The sequence below is a fragment of the Microcoleus sp. MON2_D5 genome, assembly GCF_036701905.1.
Taxonomy (GTDB): Bacteria; Cyanobacteriota; Cyanobacteriia; order Cyanobacteriales; family Microcoleaceae; genus Microcoleus.
Genome location: NZ_JAUBRM010000003.1, coordinates 28,471 through 55,445, shown reverse-complemented (window position 1 = coordinate 55,445; position 26,975 = coordinate 28,471). Strand labels below are relative to the sequence as shown.

The following is a 26,975-nucleotide window of genomic DNA, read 5'->3' as shown; positions in this document are numbered from 1 at the left end:
TCTGAATTATGCAGACCGGCCCGCACTAGCCGCAGCACCCATTTGAGCACCGTCAGTCAATCCCACCAACTTAGCGCTCAACTCCCACATCCGCTCGCCTTTTTCATCATCGCGGGCCTGGGGAGAAACCTTCTGCACAAAAGACTTACCATCTTTTTTCTGGCGGTTCCCCCAACTCCAATAAGCACCAGATTGCTTGTATTCGGGATCGGCAACCACCATCGCCAGCCTTTCCCCCGCCAACTCCTGCGACACGTAACCCCCGGTGATATTCTTCTGAAACAGCGGGAACAGCTTCTGAAACAAAGGATAGTGGTTGCGGAACAGCGGCGTATCCGCAACGCATCCCGGATACAGCGAAGTGAAAGTAATCCCCGTGGATTCGTGAAAGCGGCGGTGCAATTCCCGCATCGTGAGCACGTTGCAAACTTTGCTATCTTTGTAAGCCTTGACCGGTTCAAACTTCTTGCCGTCAGCCATCGAAATCGGGTCTTTGAAACCCGCTTCAAAACCCTCAAAATTGCCCAAATCCGGGCGCGGCGGAATCTTCCCGCCCAACTCGTCTGGATTGTGAGTCACAGTTCCCAAAATCACGATTCTCGCATCGGAATAATAGGAAGGCTTCATATTTTCCATCATCAGGTTGCACAGCAGGAAATGACCCAAGTGATTGGTAGTCATCGTCAACTCGTAACCCTCCGGGCTCCGCAGCGGTTCCTTAATCAAAGGCATATAAATGGCGGCGTTGCACACCAAAGCGTCCAGAGGCCGGCCGCTGGCCTTAAATGCCCGAGCAAACCGACGCACGCTCTCCAAATCGCCCAAGTCAATCTCCATGATGGAAAAACTGCCTTGAGGTATGCCCAACTCTCGGGCGGCGTCTCCGGCTTTCCGCACGTCCCGACAGGCCATGACTACGTGCCATCCCTTGTCTGCGAGAGCTTTCGCGCCGTACAAACCGACGCCGGAGGAAGCGCCGGTGATGATAACCGTTGATTTGTGATTTTGTGCCATCTTGTTAAAAGCGCTTCCGCTATTGATTTTTTTCAGGCACTCAAACGCTGAGCTAGCAGCTTGGATGTTTGGAAGTACCCTATGGTTATTAGGATATGGGGAAACGTTCTCGATCTCAACTGGGAGCCTCTCACTTTTGCAGCCAAGCCCGAAATTGGAGGCCGGAGACAGGAGGCAGGAGGCAGGAGGCAGAAGCCAGGAGGCCGGAGGCAGAAGAAGTGTTTTTACAAATAGGAGATGCTCGCTCTCAACGGGCGATGAAAATTAAATATGGCTCCAACTCCGACTCGTATTTTGAGAAATTAACCGTAAATCTTTTAGGGGCGGGTTCACCATTATCTATGATGCACATACTCGGTATTTATTGATAAACCCGCCCCAACCAACTCAACTAAGAAATAGCTGCGGGTTCCTGATAGGTAGGGAAATCGATATAACCTTCAGGCCCAAAAGAATACCAGACGCCCACTTCAGCAGGCGGATTGAGCGGCCAACCATTAGTAAAACGCTCTACCAAGTCAGGATTGCTGATAAAATCCCGACCAAAAGCAATTAAATCCGCAACTTTGCTACTCAGGGCCGTTTCAGCCTGTTCTTGAGTATATCCGCAGTTGCCGACGAGCGGCCCTGCAAACACATCGCGAAACTCTGCTATCATCATCGGCGTTCCCAATTCATGAAAGCCAAAAGCCAAACCGTCCACCAAGTGAAGGTAAGCTAAATCATAGGCATTTAACTGCCCTGCGAAATACAGAAAATCTTCGCGATATTCTGGAGAACCCATATCATTGTAAATACCGTTGGGAGAAAGTCTAACTCCCACTCGGTTTGCCGGAAATACTGTGATAATCGCCTCGACAATTTCCTTGAGAAAACGGTAGCGATTTTCAACTGTGCCGCCATAGGAATCAGTGCGGTGATTGGTTTTGGTTTGCAGGAACGTGTCAATGAGATAGCCGTTTGCAGCGTGAATTTCTACACCGTCAAAACCTGCCATTTTTGCTCGTTCGGCTGCCTTGCGATAATCTTCTACAACCAGGGAGATTTCATGGGTTTCTAGAGCGCGGGGGGTTTCGTAGGGTTGTTTGCCTAGAGGGGTATGAATGCCTTCTCCGTTTATTTTGATGGCAGAGGCTGCAACTGGCAATTGATTGTTTTCATGAAAACTGCTGTGGGAAGCTCGTCCGGTGTGCCAAAGCTGCATGAAAATCGGTGTTTCGCGGGCATGAACCGCAGTCACAATTTGTTTCCAAGCTTCGCCTTGCTCGTCTGAATAAATACCGGGCGTATTGAGCCAACCATTACCTTGAGTAGAAACCACTGTGGCTTCTGTAATGATTAAACCAGCGGAGGCTCGCTGAGCGTAATACTCTGCCATCAAGGCGTTGGGCATCCGCGCTTCACCGGCTCTGGCTCTCGTTAGGGGTGCCATGAGTACCCGATTTTTTAAGGATAAATCTCCGATTTTGAAGGGGCTGAGTAGGAGTGGAGAAGTTGTTTGATTGGTCATAATTTTGAGGTTTTATCAACTGAATAATCTGGAAAATCACATATAGCAACCGCCCGTGTTAGGACGCAAGGCAAGACATCCAAGGGTCGCCAAAATGTAAGCAATCAAACTCATCAAGCTGTTTGCGAACTTGACTTTTTAGCCAAGACTCTTCTTTGTTCAATTTTGTTAAACTCTGGAGAGTATGGCGGTAAATATAATAGTCTACACCCTGCAGTTTGAATCAATTCCTGAATCCGACCACTTTTATCAAAGGTGAGATTATCTATGACCACTACCTGTGCTGTGACAAGTGTTGGAAGTAAACTTGTTTCCGGCTTGTGAAGGAGTCAGGAGATGAATACCCTCTTCCCTCCTGTCTCCTCGTCTGGTGAATACTTCGGAAAGTTTCAATCCCTGATAGGGTTTTAGGTTGATTGCGGCTTTCCGTCCGTATTTTTTGTCAATGAAAGAGGCAAGGTTTCAATCCCTGATAGGGTTTTAGGTTGTTTCCGGCACGGCGGAAGTTCTTAGTTAGGGTGCTGACTGCTGGGTTTCAATCCCTGATAGGGTTTTAGGTTGTTTCCCGCCCAAAATTGAAGCTTTAGACGTGGTTAAAACACAAGTTTCAATGTGCGCGATCGATTCCAACAAAAACTGATCGACCTCTGCCGCCAGTACAACCTGGAAATCCGCGATTAAATCAAAAAAAAAGCAGCCGGTAAAGGCTGCTTTGACAAAAAAACCGTTGTTGAGTTAGAGGAGAAAACTTTAAATCGAATTCAAATTACCGCTGTTTCCACTCCTGCCTGAGTTTCCACTATTTTCATCTACCGCTGACTCACCTTGCCTTCAGAACAAAACTTCAAATCCCGATTAGAATGCTGCTGAAAGTTCGTTGACTACTTTCACTCGGCCTCTGAGCACGGCCCGCAGCAAGCGGTTGATACAGCCTCTGTCTTCGTCATTCAGAGAGTCGTCGAAGGTGGCGGCCATCAAACCGTAGCGATCCGCCAGAGTCAAAACGCCTGTATCGGTTACAGAAGCGAGGATTTCAGAGATAGCGCCGGGGAGGAGTTGTACGGGGTGCATGGCAGTGCGGTTGAATTCGATATATCTATCATCTTCTGGTTTCCTTAAAATATCGGTGATATTAATAAGGGCGCGAAGGTGATTCTCTAGGGTGAAAGCAAGTGATCCGAGTAGAGTAAAGTTGTGACTTGGGTCACAGTGCCACAGGTGGCGGCGGGAAATTCCATCCCGCGCCGATTTTTGGGTAGGACGTGGGGCTGACGGCATTTCGCTAAGATGATCGTTAATCCCCCAACCAGTTTAATTTTTACCCCAGTACCGAAAATGCTTGATTTTCTCAATCCCATCTTGGGCCGCAAGCCCGATCGCATCAAAGCCAATGTGGAAATCTATACTTGGCAAACCTGTCCCTACTGCATCCGCGCCAAAACTTTGCTGTGGTGGAAAGGCGTAAATTTCACCGAATACAAAATTGATGGCGACGAAGCGGCTAGAAAAGCAATGGCCGATCGCGCTAACGGACGCCGCAGCGTGCCCCAAATTTTCATTAATAAGCAACACGTAGGCGGCTGCGATGACATTCACAAACTCGATGCAGATGGACAGTTAGATCCGCTGCTAGCTCAACCAGCAGTTTAAATTAGTGTAGGTTGGGTTTCGTTCCACCTGCTCAACCTACAAATTTACAAATCTTTGGCAAATTTACTTAGATTATCTTGCCGCCATTTAGCATCGGCGCGCCTGTCTGTTTGCAATTCTAAGACGCGAATCCCGCTATTTGGCAAAAAACTTAATTTTTGTTTGAACTGTTCCCAATCGTCTATTATCTCGTGTTCCACGCCGTAAGTTGCACACAACTGAGCAAAATTTATCTGCTGCGGCGTCGCAAAAAACTCTTCAAAGGGCGGGTCAAATTTGGCAACGGGCAACATTTCAAAAATTCCGCCACCGTTGTTATTAATTAATATGATTGTCAGATGACCGACAAATTTATTTTTAATTAAAAAACCGTTCGTATCGTGCAAAAGTGTTAAATCGCCTGTTAGCATGATGCTGCTTTGATTGCGGTGAGCAACTCCCAAAGCTGTTGATAATGTGCCGTCTATACCGTTAGCGCCGCGATTGACAAAAGGTTTTATTTCTAAGTTGTTTGGCTTCCAGAAAAACTCTACATCTCTGACGGGCATACTGTTGGCAATAAATATCGGTGTTGCGGGCGGCAAAATTTGGGAAAGCAGCCAGGAAACTTTGGGTTCGATTATGTTGTTAATTGTTGATATTTTTTGGTCTATTGTTTGTCTGACTTGGATTTCGGTGTTGCGCCAAAGTTGGAGGTATTCGTTTGATGGCGAGGTTAGAACCCCCCCTAACCCCCCCTTGCTAAGGGGGGGGACTTGAGGGGACTCGCCCTTGTTTAGGGGGGGGACTTGAGGGGGGATATTAGTGGTAGCAGTGGTTAGAACCCCCCCTAACCCCCCCTTGCTAAGGGGGGGGACTTGAGGGGAAATAGCAGTGGCTAGATGCTCTATAGAGGTTCGCAGGTGAATTGTTTTGCCGTGTAGGGGATCGAAGTTGTGGTGGCTGGGGTCGATTATGTAGCGTTTTGGTTGGGTTTTGGCTAGCCAGTTTCGCAGTTCTTTGCTTGTGGGTAAGTCTCCGATTTGAAGGGCGATTTCTGGGGTTAATTTATCTGCTAGTTCGCGGTTTCGCAGGATTAAATCGTAGGTGGAAATTAGATAAAAATTGAGTTGGGCGTAGTTTCTGACTGGGGATAGTCCTTCTGCTAAAACTGGCCAGTTTAAGGATTTGGAAATTTGGGCGATCGCACTACAGTATTTTTCGGCAAATTGAGGCTGTGCAACGCCTGCAATAATAATCCCTTTGCTGCACTTTTGCCACTGTTGCATTGTACTTTCTTCTCCCCCCCTTAACAAGGGGGGGCTGGGGGGGGTAGAGCTTTCTCCTGCGAAAATGGGTTCTAATCCTGCAAAGAAATCTTCGGGATTAAACTCTGTTTCTAAAGCTTCTACGGCTATGTCTGGAACGGGTACAAGCGGGTCGCGAAAGGGGATGTTGAGGTGGACGGGGCCCGGTGTTTGAAATTGCGATCGCTCCCAAGCATACACGATCGTCTGCCGCAGATAGTCTAGCATTCCTCTGGACGCAGAAGGTATCGCTAATTCGGCTTGCCAGTTCGGATAATTGCCGTAGATTTTCACTTGGTCGATCGCTTGTCCGGCGTGACAGTCCCGCAGTTCTGGAGGTCGATCTGCGGTGAATATTAGCAGCGGAATTCGACTTTCTCTGGCTTCTATGATAGCAGGATAAAAGTTGGCTGCGGCGGTTCCCGATGTGCAAATTAGTGCGGTTGGTAAATATGATTTTTTTGCAATTCCTAATGCAAAAAAACTGGCTGAACGTTCGTCAAGTATGGGAATAGTTTCTATCTTTTTGTTTTGAGCAAAGGCTATTGTTAGCGGTGCCGAGCGCGAACCGGGACAAATCACGGCGGTAGTTAATCCCAACCGCTGCAAAGTTTCTGCTAATACGGAAGCCCAGACGGTATTTGTGTTGCGAAAATCTATTGGCATTGCTAAACCTGAGTAGCTCAACTCTATATTGTGCTAGGATATTATACTCAAATAATTGTCAGGATACATTTTTATGATTCTTGAGGCGGTTGTGCTTAATGTCAAATCTGGCTTTGAGGGTGATTTTGAGATAGCTTTTAGAGAAGCCTCCAGTCTGATAGCGTCTATAGATGGATATTTATCTCACGAACTTCATCGCTGCACAGAAGTTCAAGGAAAATATCTATTATTGGTGAGATGGGAAAATTTAGAAGCTCATACCATTAGATTTAGGAAGTCCGCTGAATATCAAGAGTGGAAAAGAATGCTTCACCATTTTTACGATCCTTTTCCCATAGTAGAACATTTTGAGGAGGTGAAAATTAAACATTAACACAGACTCAATCAATTAGCCAGACAACTCTACATTCTGCAAATTAGCTGAATTAAACTAAAGCATTTAAAAGTGCCTGCAATTTGAGCTGAATTTCTGCTAGTTCTTTTTCGGGTTCGGAACCCGCCACAATACCAGCACCAGCATAAAGTATAGCCCGATCGCCATCGATTAAAGCCGATCGAATGCCGACGGCAAATTCGCCGTTGCCGGTGCGATCGATCCAGCCGAGGGGTGCTGCATACAAAGAGCGATCGCAGCTTTCGCATCCGCGAATTTGCTGTAGGGCAATATCTCTCGGTACGCCCGCCACCGCTGGCGTTGGATGCAGTTGGGATAAAATCTTTAATAAATGAATATCACGGGGAATTCTAGCCCTTATGGGTGTCCACAAATGCTGAATGTTTGACAGTTGCAGCAGCCTAGGAACCGGAGAAAAGTCGGGATTGATACCGAGACTCGACAGGCGATCGACTATAAAATCAATTACAACTCGATGTTCTCGAATATCCTTTTCGCTGTTGAGTAAACCTTTGCCTAAATTCGCATCTTCCGCTTCATTTTTCCCCCTCGGTGCGGAACCTGCTAAGGCATCTGTTACTAACTCATTTTTGTGAATGCTGATTAAGCGTTCTGGACTGGCACCGATAAAATTTTGACCTTGGCCGTTACTGGTGGAAAATACGTAGCAACCGGGATAAGTAAGGCGCAAGTTATTTAAGGAGTCTATTAAACTAAAAGGGGTTTTGGAAATGACATTTATGGCTTGGGATAAAACAATTTTACTGAAATATTGAGACTTGATAAATTCTAAAGCGGACTTGACAGATGTTTTGAATTGAGTGGCATCATTCACAGGAATTTGTTTTAAAAGTATCGAACTGTTTCTAAGAGAAGTTATTTTTTGGTAAGGGCGAGACGCAATTTTATCAAAATTTTGCCAAATATTATCCGTAACAATATTAATATTTATGTCGCAATTTATGATAGCATTTGCCACAATTGTGCAGCTATCTTTCAGGCGAGTAATCTGCCATTTTGGTAAAAAGACGGTACCAGGGGGGAAGTAACAATTGGTGGCGACATTCTCATCAAAAAAAGCAAAGCTACAAAAAAAGTGCGGCCCGCTGAAGGGCAAGCGTTCTGTACCGATGGCAATTGTTCGGGCAAGACAAGATTGAATAAAATTTTGAGCGAGGGCAAATCGCTCGCTTCCGGCTACTGTTAGATGGATGGCCGAATCTAGGGCGGCGATCGCAAAACTGTTGCCGGAAATCGGGTCTCTTTTTTCAAAGTAAAAGTGTCGCTGGCAAGGTTCGGAAATCTCTTGAAGTACAACTAGCGGATCGACGGGGGCAATCTCCTGAGAAATACTAACTATCTTTGTTTGATCTTTTTCCGTTAAAGACTGCTGGCAATCTAACAGAAACTGATGCAGTTGATTGCGGTCTTGTAAAAGATTAGCGCGGTGCGGTATTACTGTCATGAAAGCGAGAATAGCAGATTTGTCAGAAAGAGTGCGGTTTTGTCCCGCTAGAACCCCTATTTCGATCTAAGCACGGGAGGGCGATCGCAAAACATGACCTTTCGAGTTTCCCGGAAAGTTTGGGCTCGCTTGGGGCAGAAAACAGACGATCCTCTTCCAGGGCTTCCCCAACGCGCGATCGATCGAAACATTTAGACATAAAACTTTAAGATTGAGCGACTCAATCTCGGCTCTCATGCGATCGACCCCGCAGAGGTTTGCAGACGGGCATTACCGGGCGTGCGATCGCCCGCAAAGCCTCTCAACGGATGCCCCCCGCGCACTCAACCCGATACAGAGTAGAGTTTCTTCACCAATAAAATTGTAAAATTACTACGCTGCTATCAATTGAATCAAGTTTGTGTAATGACAACAAAGTTAATTGAACGTTCAAATAGTAAATTGTGGCTGGCGGCAATCAAGCCGCCCATGTACAGCGTTGCGGTGATTCCTATTTCAGTAGGAACTGCAATTGCTTTTGCCGAAACTCAAACGATTAATTCGTCAATTTTTTCGACATTTTTAATGTCAGCCATTTTGATTATAGCATGGCTGAATCTCAGCAATGATGTATTTGACTCAGAAACAGGCATCGATAAAAACAAAGCGCATTCTCTAGTTAACTTAACCGGAAATAAAACTTTAATTTTCGGGCTAGCCAATCTGTTTTTAGCAGTTGGAGTGTCGGGAATTTGCGCCATAAGCTGGTGGCAAAAAGACCCAACAGTAATTTTGCTGGTAGTTTTGTGCTGTGCTCTCGGCTACACTTATCAAGGGCCTCCGTTTCGTCTTGGCTATCAGGGTTTGGGAGAAATTATTTGCTTTTTCACCTTCGGGCCGCTAGCCTTGGCCGCTGCTTATTACAGTCAAACTCAAACTTGGTCTGCAACTAATTTAGCGGCTTCGGCAATCGTGGGAATTACAACGAGTATCATTTTATTTTGTTCCCATTTTCACCAAGTTGAGGACGATTTGGCAGCGGGTAAAAAATCCCCAATTGTTCGACTCGGTACGAAAAAAGGTGCCGAGTTGTTGCAGTGGCTATGCGGCAGCATTTATGTTTTGACTGTGGTATTTGTGGCTTTGGGAATGTTCCCAATTTGGACGCTGTTGATTTTTGGGAGTTTGCCATTTGCGATCGACCTTGGCCACCATGTCACAGACTATCACGACCAACCGGTAAAGGTCAGCAACTGTAAGTTTATCGCAGTTACGCTGCATTTTTCGAGCGGATTGCTGCTGGCGTTGGGGTTTGCTTTGTAGATCGGGCGATCGAAAATGCCGGTAAAATGGAGGTATGGTTTGCTAAGTTGAGGGAGTTCGTGGAGTTTGCAGAGTTGGGCGACTTCTCAAAATCTTCTTTAATTTAGCAATCCGTACCTCACATTGAATCGTATAATTGTCTATGGACAAATTTAATAATTATAACTTTCACTATTCCTTAACTGGCAACAAGAATCAGCCGACACTTTTATTTTTGCATGGATTCACGGGCAGCAGTCAAGACTTTAGCAGCGTCATTCCCTTACTTTCTAACAGTTATTGCTGCTTAGCAGTTGACCTTCCCGGCCACGGAAAAACCCAAGTCAACGGCGACGAAAGTTACTACAATATGTCAAATACTGCCCAAGCATTGATCCAGTTATTAAATGATTTACAAATAGACAAATGTTTGTTGTTGGGCTATTCAATGGGCGGGCGATTGGCACTTTACATGACATTACATTTTCCCGAAAGATTCGAGAAAGTAGTGTTAGAGTCAGCTTCGCCAGGATTGAAAACAGAAAAAGAGCGATCGCACCGCCGGGAAGCCGATTTACAGCTAGCACAAAAGCTGGAAAATAGCAACATTAAAGATTTTTTATTCAACTGGTACGATCGCCCTTTATTCAAATCTTTAAAAAACTCTCCCCACTTCGACAAACTCATAGAAACCCGCTTAGCAAACAATCCCTTAGAATTAGCCAAATCTCTCCGCAATATGGGAACCGGCAACCAGCCCTCTCTCTGGGGAAAACTGGCACAAAATCAAATCCCTCTCCTCTTGCTAGCGGGAGAATATGATGATAAATTTACAACTATAAATACCGAAATTGCCAAATTGTGTCCGGCCGCCCTTCTGGAAATTGTACCAAAAGCTGGTCACAATATTCATTTTGAAAATATTGATAAGTTTGGATCAGTTGTGAGACAATTTTATGATTAATTAAAAAACCCATGCTTTATCAATTCGAGTTTCGCACTTATCAGCGAAAATTTAAGCGTCCACTGCAAACAAGTCACGGCATTTGGGATATTCGCTCGGGAATTATCCTGCGACTTGTGGGCGAAAATAATCAAATTGGTTGGGGAGAGATTGCCCCTTTGAGTTGGTTTGGTTCCGAAAGTTTTGAGCAAGCTTTAGATTTTTGTAAATCGCTGGCGACTAATATTTCAGAAGAGACGATTTTCTCTATTTCGGCTGAATTGCCTGCTTGTCAATTTGGATTTGAGTCAGCACTATCAAACGAGCAAAATTCACCCCCCCCAGCCCCCCCTTGCCAAGGGGGGGAGAAAAGCGAAAATTTAACTTACTTTTGCCAAGAGGAGGAGAAGAGGCTGAGTCAGTACAGCGGTTTATTGCCCGCAGGAGAAACAGCTTTGCAGGCTTTGCAAGTGCTTTGGTTAGACGGATATCGCACGTTTAAATGGAAAATTGGTGTTGCTGCAATTGAGGAAGAATTAAAGATTTTTCAGCAGCTAATGCAAGCAATGCACAATTTGTGCGATCGCGAAAAAGCATTTTTGCGCTTAGATGCCAACGGGGGACTCAGTTACTCGGAGGCTAAAACATGGCTGCAAGCTTGCGACGAGGTAAAAGCAACTCCCGATTTTTCTGCAGACATTGAATTTTTGGAACAGCCGTTGCCCGTAACACAGTTTCAGGAAATGGTAGAATTGAATGCTATTTATGCAACTCCGATCGCCCTTGATGAATCTGCAGCCAACCTCGATCGCATTCAAGAGTGCTATAGCCAAGGCTGGCGGGGTATTTTCGTCATTAAACCTGCGATATGCGGTTCTCCATCCCAACTGCGAAAATTTTGTCAAACTCACAATATAGACGCTGTTTTCTCATCAGTATTTGAAACAGAAATCGGCAAACAAGCAGCATTAAACTTAGCAACACAATTGTCTTTAAATAAGAGAGCACTCGGCTTCGGCACCGATTGCTGGTTCGACGACAATCATTCGATTTTAGATTTTAGATTTTAGATTTTAGATTTTAGATTACTCCCACGACTAAATCAAGCGGGTTAGGTAATTGTTTTGAATCCAAAAACTTGGTGAAAGCATCTATGGCAACAAATCTCACAGTAAATATTCTGGATATCAAGTCTGGCTTGCCCGATAACTGGCTTATCGGTTGTGACAGTCGCGAATTTGCCCGAATTGTCGATCGGGTATTTCTTGAAATCACCCAAAATCCCGCACAAAAAACACCCCCAAAAATTTGCCTCGCCGAACCAGAACCCGTGCAATTTCTTGCCAGTTTCACCGCCGCCCGCGCCGCCAAAGGCCCCATTTTTCTCTGCAATCCCAACTGGGTAAAACCCGAATGGGAACAAGTCTTTGATTTAGTCCAACCAGACATATTTTTAGGACAATATCCGCTTCCCAAAAATTCCCATATCCCAGTCCGCGAAGGCGGACTTCGTTTGTATAGCCGCGAATTCCATTCGTCCGGTAAAAGCGGTTTTGATACGATCATGATTCCCACCGGCGGTTCGTCGGGAAAAATTCGTTTTGCCATCCATACTTGGGAAACGCTAACAGCATCAGTACAAGGTTTTCAACAATATTTTCAAGTTGACCAAATCAACTCATTTTGCGTTTTGCCCTTATATCATGTCAGCGGTTTAATGCAATTCATGCGTTCCTTTACTACCGGAGGAAAACTCGCTATTCAGCCATTTAAAGAATTAGAAAGTGGTAAAAAAAGCGACATAGAACCAGAAGAATTTTTCATTTCTTTAGTTCCAACTCAACTGCAACGGCTGCTGCAAAACCCAGATACAGCTAATTGGCTGGGACGGTTTCGGGCCGTACTTTTGGGTGGTGCCCCCGCGTGGCCGGAACTTTTAGAAACAGCTAGAAACTATCAAATCAAATTAGCGCCCAGTTATGGCATGACCGAAACTGCCTCGCAAATTGCTACACTAAAACCCCAAGATTTTCTCGCTGGCAATAACAGTTCCGGTAAAATTTTACCGCACGCTAAAATAACTATTCGCAGTGCCAAGGGCGATATTTTGTGCGATAATCAAATCGGAAATATTGTAGTAGATGCTAAATCTTTGGCGTTGGGTTATTATCCTAAAAATTTTGGCGATAGCGAATATTTCCAATTAGACGATTTGGGATTTTTTGATAAAAATAACTACTTAAATATCGTCGGACGCAGCAGCGACAAAATTATCACAGGCGGAGAAAATGTATTTCCGGCGGAAGTTGAAGCCGTTGTGCGATCGACTAATTTAGTTGCCGATATTGCTGTAATTGGCTTGCCAGACAAAGATTGGGGTCAAGTCGTTACGGCTATATACGTTCCCGCTAATTCCGAAGTTACTGTCAAAAATCTGCAAGCGGCACTAGAAGATAAGTTGAGCAAGTTTAAGCGACCGAAATATTGGGTAATCGTCGAACAATTGCCGCGCAATTCTCAAGGCAAAGTCAATCGAGAACAATTGCAAGAAATTGCGCTCAAATATCAATAATTATTAGGCGATCGCAATCAATGCAGAAGGCAGAATTTCTCATGCTTATTTCCGCCTCCTGACAACAGTCAACAGTCAACAGTCAACAGTCAACAGTCAACAGTCAACTGACTAATTACGACAAACCTAACAGCCTTCTCGTCTTCTCTGCTTCTTGTCTTTGAACATCCACAAACTTCAACATTCGGTAAACTACCTCTATTTGGGGCAACTTAATACCTGCTTGCTGCGCCACCCGTATCGGATTACCAAAAATCGCCTCAACTTCCAGGGGCCGCGATTCATCATAATCGATTTTCATGCTCGTGCGGTAAGGCTTCATTTTCTGAGTGTATTCGAGCATCTGTGGGATAAAGTCATCGGGAATAATGCGATCGCAACTTTTGGCGCCCGCTATCACTTCCCCCATCATTTCCTTGACTAAAATCAGAGTATCGGGATTAGCCATCAGTTCGTCAGTTCTCGCATCCAACACTACAGACAGCCCGTTATAAGGAATATTCCAAACCAGCTTTTTCCACCTTGATAATAGCAAATCTTCGCTCATTTTAATAGGAATATGAGCACGTTTAAAATCCTTAGCAATTTGGTGCAATCTATCAGTAATACCAATTGCTTTGTAGTCCTGGGCATATTCTCCCAGGGTGATAGTGCCGTAATCTAGGTGGCAGATGTGACCGGGCCCAACTTTATAAGAGCAGAGAAAACACAGCCCGCCAACCACTCGTTCTGCACCAACAATTTTAGCTACTTCCGGTTCGACATTCAATCCGTTTTGCAATACTAAAACCGTCCCGTTATCCTTTAATAAAGGAGGCAAAATTTGGGGCAAAAAGTGATTTTGAGTTGTTTTCAGCGCTACAATTACTACGTCGCACTTAGGCATTTTATGCGTGTTGTGGTAGGCGCGGACGTGGGGGAGGGTGAAGTCGCCTTCGGGAGACTCGACAATCAAACCGTGTTTTCTGACCTGATCGTAATCGCTGCGTAGCAAAAAATTGACTTCTAAACCTGCTTGTTGCAGTCTAGCACCGTAGAATCCGCCTAAAGCTCCCGTCCCCACAATGGCATAATTGCGATTTGACATAATATCAAAAAGTCAGAAATAATATCAACAAAACAGAAATTTGACTGTCATACCCTGCTATTATTTAAAGATAGAACTAATTTGAAATCTCAATCTCAAATTTCCTCATCCACTGCATCAAGTCTTCAGATAGCTGTTTTCGAGCTCGGCTAACTGCATCAATGCACACGTGCTTAGTAAGAGCTTTAGCAGCGCTTCTTCCTGCAACTTCCCCCGAAAATACTTGATAGGCAATTTCAAATTCATCGCCAGTAACTTGTTTCGGCATCAATTGAATCATCAGCCGATCGCCCGCAAACATGGGGCGATAAAAATCTACACTAGCATGAATTATGGGAAAGGCAACCTGGGGATTGCTGAAAAATGCTTTGAGATTGATTCCCGATGCTGCTAGAGATGCCTCGTAAGCTTCGTGGCACATCGCCAAAACGTTAGCAAAGTAAACGACTCCAGCAGCATCGGTATCTTGAAAGCGAACAGTGCGGGTGTAAGTGAAAGGCATTTGAGGTAGTAACGGCGATCGCAAATTCGATCGCAATTTTACCAACCATCATATCGGTAAAACCGCACTTTTGGAGAAGTTGTCAGCTAAGTAAGTAGGCGCTAATTTTTTATATTGTAAAATTCGCCCTCCTCACTCCTCCCCTTTCTTTCTTAACCTTTGTTCTTAATCAACATCACGTCTATAATCTTGAGGGCAATATCTTCGGAAAGCCCCAATGCACTGTAAAGATCGTTCAAAAGTTGTTCTTCTTCTTCTGAAACCTCGCCATCTGCTAAAGCGATATCAGTTGTGACAGCAAAAACAGTTTCTTTAAGTTCGTCGGGAAGCGTGGCCAAAGCAGCATTAAACAGTACCTCAACTCCTTGCCGTTGCAGAATCATCAGCAGGCGATCGAGCATTTTTCTCATCACGTCATCCGGATAACTGCGGAACAGTTGCATCCGAGATAGCGTCATGCTAATCGCTTTACTTTCGCTGTCATTGATGTAACCGTCGGCTGCTACGGCAATTAGCGCGATCGCCGCAAATGCTTCGGCAGGCCCTAACGTTACGTCCGTTTCTTGACGAGTCTGCGATACTTTATCAAATAAACCCATGATATTTTCCTCATTATTTAGTGGTCGATTTATGGAGTCAGGATGGGTTCTGGCTCTGGAGGTTTCTTTGGGGATTTTGATAATTATATCAAATTGTGTTAGTTATTTATTATCAATTAAATTATGAAAAACTTAAGAATTTTTCTTTCGCCCTTTGGCGCTGCAATGGCGGGTGTATTCAGCTCATGAATTCCCTTCCCATATTTCAGGTAAAACCCGCCCTCGCAGCGCAGACGATCTACTTGTGAAAAACGGCTAAATCTGCTTTCAGGAAATCAACAAACTGCCGCGCAGTCCTGCCCGATCGCCCATTGCGGCGAGTTGCCCATTCTTTAGCTCGGTGATCCAAATCCTCGGGAGCGAGTTTGATTCCAGCAAGTTCTGCGAGATGTCGGACAATTGTTAAATAAGTGTTTTGATCCGCCGGCTCAAAAGTTAAAGTCAAGCCAAATCGATCGCTAAAGGAAAGTTTTTCCTGCACAGTATCCCAAGCGTGAACTTCATCTCCGTCGCGGGGGCGAGGCCTGTCGTCAAAAAACTCTCGAATTAAATGCCTGCGGTTAGAGGTAGCATAAACTACCACATTTTGAGAGCGAGCAGTTACATTCCCCTCCAAGACAACTTTCAGAGCTTTAAAAGCATCGTCATCTTCCTCAAAGGAAAGGTCATCCACAAAAATAATAAACTTTTGAGGAACTCCCCGCAACTGCTCGACAATTAGCGGCAAATCTTGCAAATCCGATTTAGATACTTCAATCAAACGCAGATTGCGAGCTCCAAATTCATTTAATAGCGACTTCACCAAAGAAGACTTGCCCGAACCGCGGCTCCCGTACAGTAAGACGTGCAAAGCCGGATAACCTGCCAACAAAAACTCCGTATTCTTCACCAGAGCATCCCGCTGCCAATCGCAGCAAACCAACTCTTTTAAAGTTATGCCATCGGGATGCGAAATACTTGCCAACTCCCCTCCCCGCCACCTAAAAGCGCGATATTCGGCAAACAAACCCGTGCCAAACTGTCGGTAATAAACTGCCAAAGATTCCGCCGCGCTCGACCATTTTTCTAGTTTCCCGTGCAGCGGCAAATCTCCCTGTTCTGCTACAGTTTCTGAAGGCCAAATCGGAGGCACTGCGTCAAGTTGACCCGCTACCCGCACCCACTTGCTCAACTGTTCGCTGCTGCATTCGTAAATATTTTGCAGCACTTGTAAATCATGTCGGGCGGCCTCCACCAAAGCGGGGGGCAAACTTGCAAAATCTGTTTGCTGTGCTCGGCGTGAAAAGGGGTTTTCGTCTTTGAGAATTTCGGAAATCAGAGAATCTTTCCAGCTTAAATTTTTAGCAGCCTGAACTTTGAACCAGTTCCCGTAAGCTACCTGACATTCCAAACCGCTGACTTCGCTGTGGTGAAGGGCTTGCAGCAAATCGAGAAAAGCTTGACCTGCGGGGCTTTTGAGAACTGATTGATACAGCAGCAGGGATGCTGCTTGGCGCTGGAGGTAACGGATTTGGGCGATCGCAGCAGAAGTTAGGGCTGACATAATGGCAATTGTATAACAGTTACATATCCTGACTGGCTTTAATAAATTTTCTAACAATTCGTGACACTAATTGCAGGCCGCGCTGTATAAATTTAGATGCAAAGAGTGAAATCGGGAGGATTAAAAATGAATTTAGGTACAGCAGCGGCGATCGGCTACGGCATTTTAACACTGGTTGGCGGCATCATGGGTTATATCAAGGCCAAAAGCCAAGCCTCGCTCATTTCGGGCTTGATTAGTGGTTCGCTGCTAATTTTTGCCGGCACCGCCCAGCTTATGGGACAAAGTTGGGGTTTAACATTAGCAGCAGCCATCTCCGCTGTTTTAGTAATAGTCTTTATTTTACGGCTTGTAAAAACTCGCAAATTCATGCCAGCCGGGATGCTCATTCTAGCTAGTTTGGCATCTTTGGGCGCGATCGTTTACGAAATCAGCGGTCAATATCAATAGTCATTCGATTTTAGATTTTAGATTTTAGATTTTAGATTAACTCCCCAGCCTTGAGTGGGAGGTTGAACTAAAGTCTAATTTTTTTATTTTCATGACGTAATTACGGGACTTGTATCTATTTTTAGCAAGACTTACGCAAAAAGTGGTTTAACGCGCGAATTATAGGGCTAAGGTGCGGTGTGCATGGAGCCGTAAATAATTAATTAGGTTCGGCGTAAGTCCTGTTTGCGTGAATTCAGCAGTTAGGAGTCAGTAATTAGTAGTTAAAACACTAATTACTAACTCCTAATTACAAATTGCCAATTACTAATAACTAACCACTAATGATTGATGACTGCATCAATATACTGCTGAACTTCCCTGAGTTGCTGCCGCTGGCATTCGATCCACTCTTTTTCCGCCGCTCGCTGTTCCGGCGTCTCTTTCTGATACCGCGCCTGCTTATATAAAAAATTATTGTAGAATTTAATCGCTTTTTCAACGGTTTTAATTGCAAGTTTCATGCGCTCTTCAAAAACAGCTAGAATCACATTATCTAGGATTAAGCCAATCACTTTACAGAACTCTTCAAAATCGACCAAAGTAATTCCGAGATTGCTTTTATGAACGAGAGTTTCTACAGGTTCTTTCAACGTATCTTTAAAACTCTTCATATAAGAATCCGGCAAATATTTCAGTGGCTCCGTAAACTTAGATACAATCTCTCCCCCTATTGATTGTAGTCGCTCTCTAAATTTAGATTGACTGTTGAGGTCGAAGCAGTCAATACAAACTTCAATTTTTTCTATATCAATAGATTGTAATTCTTTAAAAATTAAACTCAGTTCATTCTCCATAATTAAACTGACTCGCTCTGCCTGGGAATCCACTTCATTACGTAACTCTTTGTGCAAATTCTCTTTGTCAAAAAAACCAATAGCATCTCTTTGAAATAGTTGAGGGTTTTTATCCCACAAAAACCACTGAGTTTTTAACTTGGTCGCCTTGTCGCTCCAAGATTTGCGAACTTTAACAACAGCATCATATTTGCCCTGTTTTCCTAAACTGCGAATTCTCACATCGCATCCGCTTAGTTCGCCAATTTGCTCCCAGACATCAACAGGAGATGCTCCAGCAATTCTCGGCTTGCTATTCCAGACATCCTCAGCCTGAGATACATCTTTGAAACATACCTGAAGTAGCCCCTTGAGTCTGATGGCAGATTGCTTAATTTCGTCAATACAAGGTTCCACATCTAAACTGAGTTGGGTAGCTGACTGTTTAATCTCCACGGATTGATATTCGTCTGCCAACAATCGATCGCTAAACAGGGTAATAGCCTGGAATGCCTTGAGATACTCATTCATTTCCTTTAATCCCTCGTTTCCCTAAACAGCATACAATACAGAACATCTGCCTTTTTGAATGGAAACTGAGTCACCACATGGATTATATATTCACTCCTGCAACTCAGGCGCGACTCAATAGTGGCAACCTTGTACAGCCTGCTGCCAAAACAGGAAAATTGCTCCCGGCAGCTAGAGATCCGGTGACAGGGGAGTTTGTGGAGCTTGCAAAAATTTTTTATCAATCAAGAAGTGAAACTCTATCCGATCGCGGAGTTATAGGATTGCTCGCACAGTTAGCCGGAGGTGGGCCCATACAGCCGCTGGTAGCTCCCGTGTACGTGACACTGGCGCCGCTGCAGGTTGCTCAAACTCATCAGGGGTTTCAAAAAATATACAGAATGCTTAACTGTCTGAAAATTAATTTGGCAGTGATGCAAGCGACTGCTGCTGTCATTGGTATTGGCACTGTATCGAGCACAGTTTTGTCCGCAGTAAACCTCAACCAAGTATTAAAAATCCGAGAAGAGGCAAAGCACCAGAAGCTAAAAATTAAAGACGGATTTATCGATCTCAGACACATCCTCAAAGATAGGGGAGTAGAGGTGATCCAGCAGATTTTTAAGGTGGCTCACGACTCTAGTTTTGAAATGCACCGCCAGAAACTGGTTAACGGTTACGAGATTTTTTCTAAAGCTATCAAACGCTGTCAGTCAGCCCTGACAGTGCCAGATATTAAACTTCGGAATTCCGAAATTAATAGCGGGCGGGATATGCTGTTTGAGGCTTTAAAAATTTATGATAATCCTAGTTTGTTGGAGGGGCTGTCTTCTGCTGGACAGCTCAGGCAAATGGAATGTGTTTGGGCGATCGAGCAGGCGATCGGGGTCACGTTTCAGTTGCAGCGGGCCTACAAGATGGTGAGCGATCGCCTGCTGGAACTCCAATCAAAAATTTGTCAAAATCTTCTAACTGTTGTTAAAGGATGTCAATCCGAACCCGAACTAGATTTTTTATTTCCTGAAGTTACTAGGATTCTCGGTCATGATTTAAGTGTAATAGAATTTTGGCAAAATGAGGTTGATTGGATGCAAACTTTGTCTCCAAAAGAGCAGCACCAGTTAGCTAGTTTAGATAAACTCACCGGCGAGAGTTTAAAAAGCAGCGTGTACACTACATTCGCGGTATTAGCTGCGGAACCTTCACTTTATGAAAGTTTAAAGCAAAAGTCTCACTTTCTATCCTTGCGCGACCAGCTAACCTTCGCTGTGTCGCCGGAAATCCGCCGGAGATACGAATTTTATGTCAGCCAGCAGGCGATCGCTACGGGCTATCAAGCTTTAGCTGCCTCGAATTGGCAAGAAATATCCGATTTAACTGTGGCTAACCTCTACCACTTTTTTCAAATCCGAGAGGAAGCAACTGAAAATTATCCAACTGAGGACGAATTAGAAACGCCTTATTGGCACTTTCCCCAAACCTTAAAAAACGAGCTTAATCTTAGGAATTAAATGACCCGTGACTAATGGATACTGTTGACTGTTGACTGACTTCTTCAGTCCTGCACACAAGTTTTCAATTGTTACACTATCTGTAGTAGTAAGGTACGCACTTCGCACCCTACAAGTATAGTCTGTGCGTCAAGGACTATTTTTCCTTCTTTCTTCTTCCTTCTTTCTTCTTCCTTCTTCCTTCTTCCTTCTTCCTTCTTCCTTCTTCCTTCTTTCTGATTACCTCAGCCACAACTTAATAGTATTGTCTTTAGAACCGCTAGCAATAGTTTTGCCATCAGGACTAAAAGTCACCACATAAACCTCATCGGAATGTCCCGTCAAAGTATTCAGCAATTCTCCGGTAGCAAAATCCCAAACTTTAATAGTTTTATCCTTGCTCCCGCTCGCAATAAACTTCCCGTCCGGACTGATAGCAACCGAGACAATATCGTCAGAATGTCCCTGGATAGAGCGAATTAAATCTCCTGTTTCGATATTCCAGATTTTAATACTTTCATCGTAGGAACCGCTAACAATTGTCTTGCCGTCCGGGGTAACAGCAACCGACCTCACCGCGTCGCCGTGTCCCTCAATAGTTTTGAGCAACCTCCCCGTTGCTACATCAACAACTGTAATTTTTTTATCCTTAGAAGCGCTAACCAAACTTTTTCCATCGGGAGTGAAAGCAACAGAATAAACAAAATCTGTATGGTCGGGAAAATTCTGAATCAAACTGCCAGTTGCTGCATCCGAAATCTTCGTGGTTTTGTCTCCGCTACCGCTAGCAACAAGCTGTCCGTCCGGGCTGAGAGCGACAGACCACACAGAAGCAGTGTGGTCGAGACTGCGAATCACTTGCCCTGTTTTCAAATCCCACAGCATGACTCGCCAAAAACCGGTTCCAGTCGCCAGTTTCGTACCGTTTGAGTCAAAAGCAACCGACCAAATAGTGGAGGAATCTCCTGGAAAAGTGCGGATCGACTTGCCTGTAGCTAAATCCCAAATTTGGATGGTTTTGTCTTTAGAACCGCTGGCTAACATTAAGCCGTCTGGACTGAAAGCAACAGACCCAACTGCATCTGAATGCTGAGCGAAATTTTTGACTTTGGCGTTCTTCCACCGCAGACCTGCTTGGCACTGTTCCTGTAACTCCTGAGCGGACGCATAGCTGCTGGAAGTGTTGGCAATTGTTGGTATTTGGCTGATGCAGTCTTCATAATTGCTGGCTTTATAGAGAGCGGCAATTTGATTGAGCTGTTGGGATTCTTTCTGGGCTCGCTGCTCCCATTCTTGCCACTTGAGATATCCATAAAGTCCGCCGATCGCAGCTAAGATAGCCGCAATTGTTGCCCCGGCGAGATAAGGATTGAATTTGCGAGTTTCTTTGGGGACAAGTGCTGCTGGGCTGGCGATCCTCTCCGTTGGCGTAGCCCCCGTAGGGGCGGGCTGCGCTAACGAGAAATCGGTTTTTCCGTTCAGATTTACCTGCGAGGATACCGCCGGACTTGCCTGCAATTCGAGTTGAGGGGCGCTGCTGGCTGGTGGCCCACTGGGGTTGCGGTGTCCCTCCAAAACTGTGGAGATCGCCTTGTACAATTTAGCAAATAAAGATTTAGGAATGACTAATTCTTCGATTTTCGCGGCATCTTCGTCGGTAAGGCCTAAAACTTGCTGCAAGCGTTTTAATTCGTCGCGAGTTTCCTGAGAAAAGGGATATTCTTGCTGCATTGCTTCTTGCAGTGATTGTTCGTAGCGTTCGCCTTTTTGCCTGTATTTCCGGTAAGGGTTCAATACCTCATCTTCGATCGCCTCTGCTTCTTCTGGCAGCAATTCCAAACTGACGCGCAGTTCATCTAATATTCTACGACCGACGACTGTAATATCACCCCGGCTGCTGCTGCGCCGATCGACTTCTTCGCGATATATTGTCAGCTTGGGAATCCGCGCCCGCGAGCGATCGCCAATTTTCCTCAAATCGGCTAAAGCTTCCGCCGCCGACTGGTATCTCTCCCGAAAATCGTAGCGCACCATATTGTCCAAAACATCGGCCAGCGCTTGGGAACACGTGGCTAAATGCCGCCAAACAATTTCGCCTTTATTAGAATTTTTCAAATCCCGCAGTTTCGGCAAATCGTAAGCCGGCAAACCCGTCATTGCTTGGATGCCAATCATTCCCAAAGCGTAGATATCGCTGTTGAGTTGCGGGTTGTATTGAAATTGTTCGATCGGCATATATTCCAGCGTGCCAATCCGCACAGTTACCGGCGCTTGTCTTTGAGCGATGTGAATTTCTTTCACCGAGCCAAAGTCGATTAAAACTAACTTGTTATCTGAATAGCGACGGATTAAATTTGCCGGTTTAATATCTCGGTGAATTACTCCCTGTCCGTGTACAAACACTAAAATTTCTAACAGTTCCTTCAGCAAAGAAATCATTTTTTCTTCGCTCAGAGGCTTGCCCGGTACAATCTCGGTTGATAGCGAGTGACCGGCAACAAAGGATTCAACTAAGAAAAATTCTTCATTTTCTTCAAAATAAGCGAATAGCTGAGGAATTTGGTCGTGTTGACCGAGCCTTTCTAGAACTTCTGCTTCTTTTTGAAAAAGACGGCGCGTAGTATTAATTAATTTCGGTTCGGTGGTACCGGGACGCAGGTGCTTGACAAAGCACTGCGGTTCTCCCGGACGGCGAATATCTTTTGCCAGATAGGTTTGTCCAAATTCTCCTGTTTCTATGACTTCAATGATTTGATAGCGTCCATCTAAAAGTTGGCTCACCATGATAATAACGCAGCCTTTTTTTGGTTGATTTTCGCAAGAAACAGTTGCACTGTTGAGTCACTTGTCTTTGAGTTTCGCTCCCTAAATCCTCCTTTTTCAGGGGTTTGAGGGGAGCGAAAGAATGCTCTTGTCCCACCCCCTCCTCCCCTTTTTTTAGGGGTTTGGGGGGAGCAAGGAGCTAATCCTTCTTCCTTGTTCCTTCTTCTTTCTTCCTTCTTCCATACTTTATTTTTTCAACATCTGCAAAGCTTGATATCCTAAAAAGAAAAAACCGAAAGCACCAAGTACGGCTATCCCGTTCGCCAACACATCGACTGTCACAAATTCGCCCATTCCAATATCCTCTGACAACTGATATCTATCCTCGGCTTTTCGGTCGCTGTATGGGTGAGGGGTCTTACCCCTCGCTGCGAGCGAGCCGAAAGATGCTCACAAATTATAGCAAAAGAGGCGGTCAAAATAACTTTTCGGGCGATCGACTAGCTTTTTGTTTTAATATTTTTTAATATTTAGGGAGACAAATCGTGTACCGAAAATTTGAGGTCTGTTCGCTTTGATATTGTTAACCCTGCTAATTTTTTCTCTGATTGTAAGTAGAGCTTACACTAAGAACTTGCGCCGATCAGTGGAAAATGCGCCTCGAACCGACAGAAGTTTGGCTAAGCTGTCACCGGAGTCCGCCGCGCAGTTCCCTAAATTTTCGGTAATCGTACCAGCATACAACGAGGCAGAGAATATTCGGGATTGCGCGATCGCCATTTTGGAGAGTACACCGCTGTCTGTGGACAACCTAGAGGTTTTGATTGTAGACGATCGATCGACAGACGACACACTAGCGATCGCGCAAACCCTGCAACAGCATCTCAACGACCCCCGGCTTAAAATATTAGCAGGTCAGCCGCGACCAACCAACCAATATTGGGCGGGCAAAAACTGGGCCTGCGCCCAAGCTGTTCAAATAGCAACCGGAGACTTCTTATTATTTATCGATGCCGACGTGCGACTCAAACCGGCGGCGATCGAAACCGCTATCGCCACAGCCGAAAGCGAGAAAATAGACTTATTTACCTGTATGCCAGCGCTGGTTTGTGAGTGTTTTGCCGAGTGGTTAGTGCAGCCGTTAATGTTCAATCACCTAGCAGTTTGCTTCGACTTCACCGCCGTCAACGATCCCTCGAAAATAGACAGTGCTTTTGCCGGCGGGCCGTTCATATTATTTAGGCGATCGGGCTACGAAAAAATAGGAGGTCACGAAGCAGTTGCCGGCGAAATTGTGGAAGATGTGGAATTAGCTAGGCGCATCAAACGTGCGGGTTTAAAGCTCGGACTTTATTCCGGGTCAAATTTGGCATCCGTGCGGATGTATCGGTCTTGGAACGCATTGTGGGAAGGCTGGACAAAGAATCTGTATCTCGGCGCTAACCGCAGTTGGGGCATGATGGTTTACATGGCCGCAATTATGTTTTTTATTTATCCTCTGCCGTGGTTGGCATTAGCTATTTTGCTGGCAAAGGGGGACTTCGCAGAAATTCTGGCAATCAGCAATTACGAATTACCAATTACCAATTACCAATTGCCAATTACCTGGTTAACTATCTGTTTATCCGTAATCGTAATTTGGCAGCATTACACTTTGCGCCGCTTGGGTGCCGAAATTTCTGAATGTCCGACGAAATACTGGTGGTTGGGAGGTTTCGGAGGTGCGTTAGTGGCGGCGATGGCGATCGGTTCTGCGATTAAAACTGAAACTGGTTGGGGGTGGACTTGGCGCGGTAGAGCTTTGCAAATTAAGAGTTAATTAAGACTTGCATATGGGCAGGCAAGATGCCCACCCCTCAAAAAATTAACTCCTTGTGGAACAGGCATCTTGCCTGTTCTTAAAAATCATCTAAAATGTGAGTTATAGAAGACAGAAGGCAGAGCTAATCATAACATCCGTTACATCCGTTACAGAATCCGTTGCCGAACTTCCGCGTATACAAAAGCAGGTACGCGCTTGTAAGCAGGCGTGCCCGATCGCCTTTCAATTTCCGGGTGAAAAATCACATTAACTTCAGGATAAAACATCAAAGCAGCACCCTCACGAACCGCCCCGTAAATTACCTCGACATTTTCCATTTTCCCCACATTTCCCTGCACCGTCACGCGCTGATGTTCTTGCAAACCCGCGCTTTCTGCATCGGCACGATTCATCAAAATGCAGTTGCGGTGCGGCATTCCCCGATACTTGTCCTCAATTTTGTAGACGACAGTATTATGCTGAGAATAGCTGCGTCCCGTCATCAATGCCACAACTAAACCTCGCACCGATTCGGGTACTCCAAACTCTTGAGGTTGCGGTAATTTCAGCTTAGGTAAAGGCGCGACAAACATCTTCGCTTTCCCAGACTCTGTAGGAAATTTAGGTTCTGTAAAAATGCGACCGCTGATGGTGAATTCCTCTTTTGTTTCATCAATTGTCGCTATTTTTTCATAGCCCGGAATAGTTTTAGCAATCAATTGCCGAACGTATTTTGTGTCTTGAAGTTGGCGCCAATCAACGGGAAAATCGCCGTGAATTCTGCTGGCTAATTCCGTCAAGAATTCTACCTCGGGAATCAGATCGGCATTTTTGAGATGAGTTTCACCCTCATCATTTAAACGCACAAAATTATTCCCGGCTTCCACCGTTGTTTTGTGGGGATTTTCAAAGCGATTCAGCACGGGAATCACAATTGTATTGTGCTTTGCCAATCCGTGAAAATGCCCTAAGTTCGGTTTGGTTGCGAGGTAGATAACGGTTTCAACATTGGCTAAAGCCTGTTTGGCCTGAGTTGAATCTGGATTCGCCCCGTACAAATTACCGCCCAGACAGATCAGCGTATCGACTTTGCCTGCATCTGCTGCTTCAATGAGCGATCGAGTGTCGTAGCCCTTAACAGGACTGAGGGGACGATTCAATAACTTTTCTAAAGCTTGTTGAATTTCTTTTTTCAGCTTTACAGTCACGCCCATAGAGCCGAATCCTTGGACGTTTGAGTGTCCTCTGACGGGCATTAATCCCGCCCCTTCTTTCCCAACATTTCCCGTCATTAAGGCCGTGTTGGCGATGCTGAAAACATTATCTACACCGTTATCGTGTTGGGTAATTCCCATCGCCCAACCGAAGACAACCCGCTGGGACGTGCCGATAATTGTGGCGGCCGCCTCAATTTCTGCTTGGGAAACTCCGCAGGTTTTAGTAATACTTTCCCAAGAGGTTTCGCGGGCGTGCTGTACTACTGCTTCCCAGCCTTCTGTATGAGCTTGCAAGTATTTTTTATCCAGCAATCCTTGTTCGATTACAGATTTTTGAATACCGACAAATAGCGCCGTATCGCTACCGGGAATTGGTTGCAAGTAGAGCGAGGAAATATCGGAACCGGGGATGAGAGACTTGACGGGAAATGCGGGAGAACCAAACTTGACTAACCCGATTTCCATCACCGGATTGATTACAATTATTCTACCGCCTTTGTCGCGAATTTTAATTAACTCGTTCATCAAGCGGGGATGGTTGTAGGAAGAATTGCTGCCCGCGAGCACGACGCAATCTGCTTCCTTCAAGTTTTCTAGACTCACTAACGAGGTGCGGGTAGCAAACATTTCGCTTAACCCGATGGTCGAGGGAGCGTGGCAGAGATCGGAACAATCTGCTAAGTTATTGGAACCCATCGCCCGCATCATCAATTGCAGCAGAAAAGCGGCTTCGTTGGAAGAGCGGCCGGAACTGTAAGATGCGACTCTTTCGGGGGTTTTGCGAAAAGCAGCTTCGGCAATTTGATAAACTTCTTCCCAAGAAATGCGATCGTAATGAGATGAACCAGCCCGCAAAATCATCGGAAAACTCAGCCTTCCCAACCTATCGGCTTCCATTGAAGTTAATTGCTGAAGTTGTGCAATACTCTTCTTTTCAAAAAATTGAGTTGAGATAGCCGGCTTGATTTCAGCGGAGATTGCTTCGACGCTTTTCATGCACCGCTGAAGTTTTTCGCCCTCTTCATTTGTAAAACCTCCTTTCTGCCCGCCAGTGCCCCAAGAACAGGACAAACAAGCACTTTTGTGCAGCAAAGTTTTCCAAAGTTTCGGCCCTTCCGGGGACAATGTATGTTTTGCCCAATATTCTATTATGGGCAAACCGCCACCTATCTCTGGTGTTTCCTCGTTTGTCTCGCTGAATGGCGGGATTGGGTGGACATTTGGGGAGTTGACATCCATGCGGTTTACCTTTTGTTTGTATTGCGGATTGATGTGGCGGGCGAAGCGCCAAAGAAGTTAAGTTTATTACTAGAATTTTACCGCAAATTTACAACCTAAAACACCAGTCAACACATATATTTTTTAATCTAAATTCAACTACCGGTTCGCAGTCAGGAATGCAAGTCCTTATTCATCC

Annotated in this window: 23 protein-coding genes; 9 read left to right on the top strand and 14 right to left on the bottom strand. The window is 45.2% G+C overall.

What is annotated here, in order from left to right; translation table 11 throughout:
- Positions 1 to 6: 6 nt before the first annotated feature.
- The 4 genes from QUA47_RS01735 to QUA47_RS01720 all read right to left on the bottom strand — a co-directional run bounded on the left by QUA47_RS01735 (position 7) and on the right by QUA47_RS01720 (position 3,595).
- Positions 7 to 1,014 (bottom strand): protochlorophyllide reductase, encoded by a 1,008-nt coding sequence (locus QUA47_RS01735; protein ID WP_333429468.1) that lies wholly within the window; start codon positions 1,012 to 1,014, stop codon positions 7 to 9.
- 391 nt (positions 1,015 to 1,405) lie between these two features.
- Positions 1,406 to 2,524 (bottom strand): alkene reductase, encoded by a 1,119-nt coding sequence (locus QUA47_RS01730; RefSeq protein ID WP_333429467.1) that lies wholly within the window; start codon positions 2,522 to 2,524, stop codon positions 1,406 to 1,408.
- 113 nt (positions 2,525 to 2,637) lie between these two features.
- Positions 2,638 to 2,799, bottom strand: a complete 162-nt coding sequence (locus tag QUA47_RS01725) for a transposase (protein WP_445243742.1) — start codon at positions 2,797 to 2,799, stop codon at positions 2,638 to 2,640.
- Between the two features lie 580 nt (positions 2,800 to 3,379).
- A complete protein-coding gene (locus tag QUA47_RS01720; protein ID WP_006633950.1) occupies positions 3,380 to 3,595 on the bottom strand; it encodes a hypothetical protein in 216 nt (71 codons plus the stop codon).
- Between the two features lie 264 nt (positions 3,596 to 3,859).
- Between QUA47_RS01720 and grxC the strand changes: the two genes are divergently transcribed.
- Positions 3,860 to 4,174: a glutaredoxin 3 gene (gene grxC, locus QUA47_RS01715; protein WP_333208441.1), complete on the top strand. Its 315-nt coding sequence runs from the start codon at positions 3,860 to 3,862 to the stop codon at positions 4,172 to 4,174.
- Positions 4,175 to 4,218: 44 nt separating this feature from the next.
- On the opposite strand, the gene menD is transcribed toward grxC, so the two are convergent.
- On the bottom strand, positions 4,219 to 6,126 hold the full coding sequence (gene menD / locus QUA47_RS01710; protein WP_333429466.1) for a 2-succinyl-5-enolpyruvyl-6-hydroxy-3-cyclohexene-1-carboxylic-acid synthase: 1,908 nt from the start codon (positions 6,124 to 6,126) through the stop codon (positions 4,219 to 4,221).
- A gap of 73 nt (positions 6,127 to 6,199) precedes the next feature.
- On the opposite strand from menD, the gene QUA47_RS01705 reads away from it, so the two are divergent.
- A complete protein-coding gene (locus QUA47_RS01705; protein ID WP_333429465.1) occupies positions 6,200 to 6,499 on the top strand; it encodes an antibiotic biosynthesis monooxygenase in 300 nt (99 codons plus the stop codon).
- Positions 6,500 to 6,551: 52 nt separating this feature from the next.
- Here the strand turns inward: QUA47_RS01705 and QUA47_RS01700 are convergent, their stop codons facing one another.
- The gene (locus QUA47_RS01700; protein WP_333429464.1) at positions 6,552 to 7,985 is read right to left on the bottom strand and encodes an isochorismate synthase; all 1,434 of its coding nucleotides are present in this window, start codon (positions 7,983 to 7,985) and stop codon (positions 6,552 to 6,554) included.
- Between the two features lie 405 nt (positions 7,986 to 8,390).
- Between QUA47_RS01700 and menA the strand changes: the two genes are divergently transcribed.
- The 4 genes from menA to QUA47_RS01680 all read left to right on the top strand — a co-directional run bounded on the left by menA (position 8,391) and on the right by QUA47_RS01680 (position 12,781).
- On the top strand, positions 8,391 to 9,287 hold the full coding sequence (menA, locus tag QUA47_RS01695) for a 2-carboxy-1,4-naphthoquinone phytyltransferase (protein WP_333429463.1): 897 nt from the start codon (positions 8,391 to 8,393) through the stop codon (positions 9,285 to 9,287).
- A gap of 142 nt (positions 9,288 to 9,429) precedes the next feature.
- Entirely contained in the window at positions 9,430 to 10,230 is an 801-nt protein-coding gene (gene menH, locus QUA47_RS01690; protein WP_333429462.1) for a 2-succinyl-6-hydroxy-2,4-cyclohexadiene-1-carboxylate synthase, read from the top strand.
- A gap of 11 nt (positions 10,231 to 10,241) precedes the next feature.
- A complete protein-coding gene (locus QUA47_RS01685; protein ID WP_333429461.1) occupies positions 10,242 to 11,279 on the top strand; it encodes an o-succinylbenzoate synthase in 1,038 nt (345 codons plus the stop codon).
- An 83-nt stretch (positions 11,280 to 11,362) separates the two neighbouring features.
- Positions 11,363 to 12,781 carry a 2-succinylbenzoate--CoA ligase gene (locus QUA47_RS01680; RefSeq protein ID WP_333429460.1) on the top strand — a complete coding sequence of 473 codons (1,419 nt, stop codon included), beginning with the start codon at positions 11,363 to 11,365 and terminating at the stop codon, positions 12,779 to 12,781.
- Between the two features lie 115 nt (positions 12,782 to 12,896).
- Here QUA47_RS01680 and QUA47_RS01675 read toward each other — a convergent pair whose 3' ends face one another.
- The 4 genes from QUA47_RS01675 to QUA47_RS01660 all read right to left on the bottom strand — a co-directional run bounded on the left by QUA47_RS01675 (position 12,897) and on the right by QUA47_RS01660 (position 16,512).
- Positions 12,897 to 13,868 (bottom strand): putative 2-dehydropantoate 2-reductase, encoded by a 972-nt coding sequence (locus QUA47_RS01675; protein WP_333429459.1) that lies wholly within the window; start codon positions 13,866 to 13,868, stop codon positions 12,897 to 12,899.
- 76 nt (positions 13,869 to 13,944) lie between these two features.
- Positions 13,945 to 14,370 carry a thioesterase family protein gene (locus QUA47_RS01670; RefSeq protein ID WP_333429553.1) on the bottom strand — a complete coding sequence of 142 codons (426 nt, stop codon included), beginning with the start codon at positions 14,368 to 14,370 and terminating at the stop codon, positions 13,945 to 13,947.
- Between the two features lie 152 nt (positions 14,371 to 14,522).
- The gene (locus QUA47_RS01665; RefSeq protein ID WP_190739853.1) at positions 14,523 to 14,969 is read right to left on the bottom strand and encodes a tellurite resistance TerB family protein; all 447 of its coding nucleotides are present in this window, start codon (positions 14,967 to 14,969) and stop codon (positions 14,523 to 14,525) included.
- 238 nt (positions 14,970 to 15,207) lie between these two features.
- Positions 15,208 to 16,512 (bottom strand): ATP-binding protein, encoded by a 1,305-nt coding sequence (locus tag QUA47_RS01660; RefSeq protein WP_333429458.1) that lies wholly within the window; start codon positions 16,510 to 16,512, stop codon positions 15,208 to 15,210.
- 126 nt (positions 16,513 to 16,638) lie between these two features.
- Between QUA47_RS01660 and QUA47_RS01655 the strand changes: the two genes are divergently transcribed.
- Positions 16,639 to 16,962: a TMEM14 family protein gene (locus QUA47_RS01655; RefSeq protein WP_190657231.1), complete on the top strand. Its 324-nt coding sequence runs from the start codon at positions 16,639 to 16,641 to the stop codon at positions 16,960 to 16,962.
- Between the two features lie 320 nt (positions 16,963 to 17,282).
- Here the strand turns inward: QUA47_RS01655 and QUA47_RS01650 are convergent, their stop codons facing one another.
- Positions 17,283 to 18,308, bottom strand: a complete 1,026-nt coding sequence (locus tag QUA47_RS01650; protein ID WP_190657233.1) for a hypothetical protein — start codon at positions 18,306 to 18,308, stop codon at positions 17,283 to 17,285.
- A 77-nt stretch (positions 18,309 to 18,385) separates the two neighbouring features.
- Here QUA47_RS01650 and QUA47_RS01645 point away from each other — a divergent pair, with 77 nt between their 5' ends.
- The gene (locus tag QUA47_RS01645) at positions 18,386 to 19,798 is read left to right on the top strand and encodes a hypothetical protein (RefSeq protein ID WP_333429457.1); all 1,413 of its coding nucleotides are present in this window, start codon (positions 18,386 to 18,388) and stop codon (positions 19,796 to 19,798) included.
- 219 nt (positions 19,799 to 20,017) lie between these two features.
- Here the strand turns inward: QUA47_RS01645 and QUA47_RS01640 are convergent, their stop codons facing one another.
- Positions 20,018 to 22,561 carry a protein kinase domain-containing protein gene (locus QUA47_RS01640; RefSeq protein ID WP_333429456.1) on the bottom strand — a complete coding sequence of 848 codons (2,544 nt, stop codon included), beginning with the start codon at positions 22,559 to 22,561 and terminating at the stop codon, positions 20,018 to 20,020.
- 225 nt (positions 22,562 to 22,786) lie between these two features.
- Entirely contained in the window at positions 22,787 to 22,912 is a 126-nt protein-coding gene (locus QUA47_RS01635; RefSeq protein ID WP_333429455.1) for a hypothetical protein, read from the bottom strand.
- Positions 22,913 to 23,186: 274 nt separating this feature from the next.
- Here QUA47_RS01635 and QUA47_RS01630 point away from each other — a divergent pair, with 274 nt between their 5' ends.
- Positions 23,187 to 24,359, top strand: coding sequence for a glycosyltransferase family A protein (locus tag QUA47_RS01630; protein ID WP_333429454.1), 1,173 nt, complete (start codon positions 23,187 to 23,189; stop codon positions 24,357 to 24,359).
- A gap of 149 nt (positions 24,360 to 24,508) precedes the next feature.
- Here QUA47_RS01630 and QUA47_RS01625 read toward each other — a convergent pair whose 3' ends face one another.
- Positions 24,509 to 26,797, bottom strand: a complete 2,289-nt coding sequence (locus tag QUA47_RS01625; RefSeq protein WP_333429453.1) for an FdhF/YdeP family oxidoreductase — start codon at positions 26,795 to 26,797, stop codon at positions 24,509 to 24,511.
- Between the last annotated feature and the right edge of the window lie 178 nt (positions 26,798 to 26,975).